1 pseudogene is annotated in these 261 nt (G+C 39.5%); it reads right to left on the bottom strand.

The window, feature by feature from the left end:
- Positions 1-261: pseudogene (locus tag HMPREF2603_RS09095) on the bottom strand (dUTP pyrophosphatase); the annotation flags it as partial.

Genomic DNA, 261 nt, shown 5'->3' with positions numbered 1-261 from the left:
ATCCCCATGTTTTCATGAAATCCTGAGTCAATTTTGCCAGTTTCAATAACTAAGTGTGTTTTACTGCTTACGCCACTTCTTGAAGTGAGTAATCCCACATATCCTTTAGGAATGTTGACTGCTAGATCAGTTTTGATAATCGCTTTCTCTTGCGGTTCAAGTATCTTAGTTTCAGCTGCGTAAATGTCATAGCCAGCGTCCGTTGCATTAGCACGTGTCGGCATTGTTGCGTTTTCTGAGAGTAGTTTAATTTGTAGTTTA

Origin of the sequence: Staphylococcus sp. HMSC055C03 (assembly GCF_001809385.1) — a bacterium.
In the GTDB taxonomy this organism is placed as follows: domain Bacteria; phylum Bacillota; class Bacilli; order Staphylococcales; family Staphylococcaceae; genus Staphylococcus; species Staphylococcus simulans.
The sequence above is the reverse complement of the archived record's forward strand: the minus strand, read 5'-3'. Positions and strand labels throughout refer to the sequence as shown.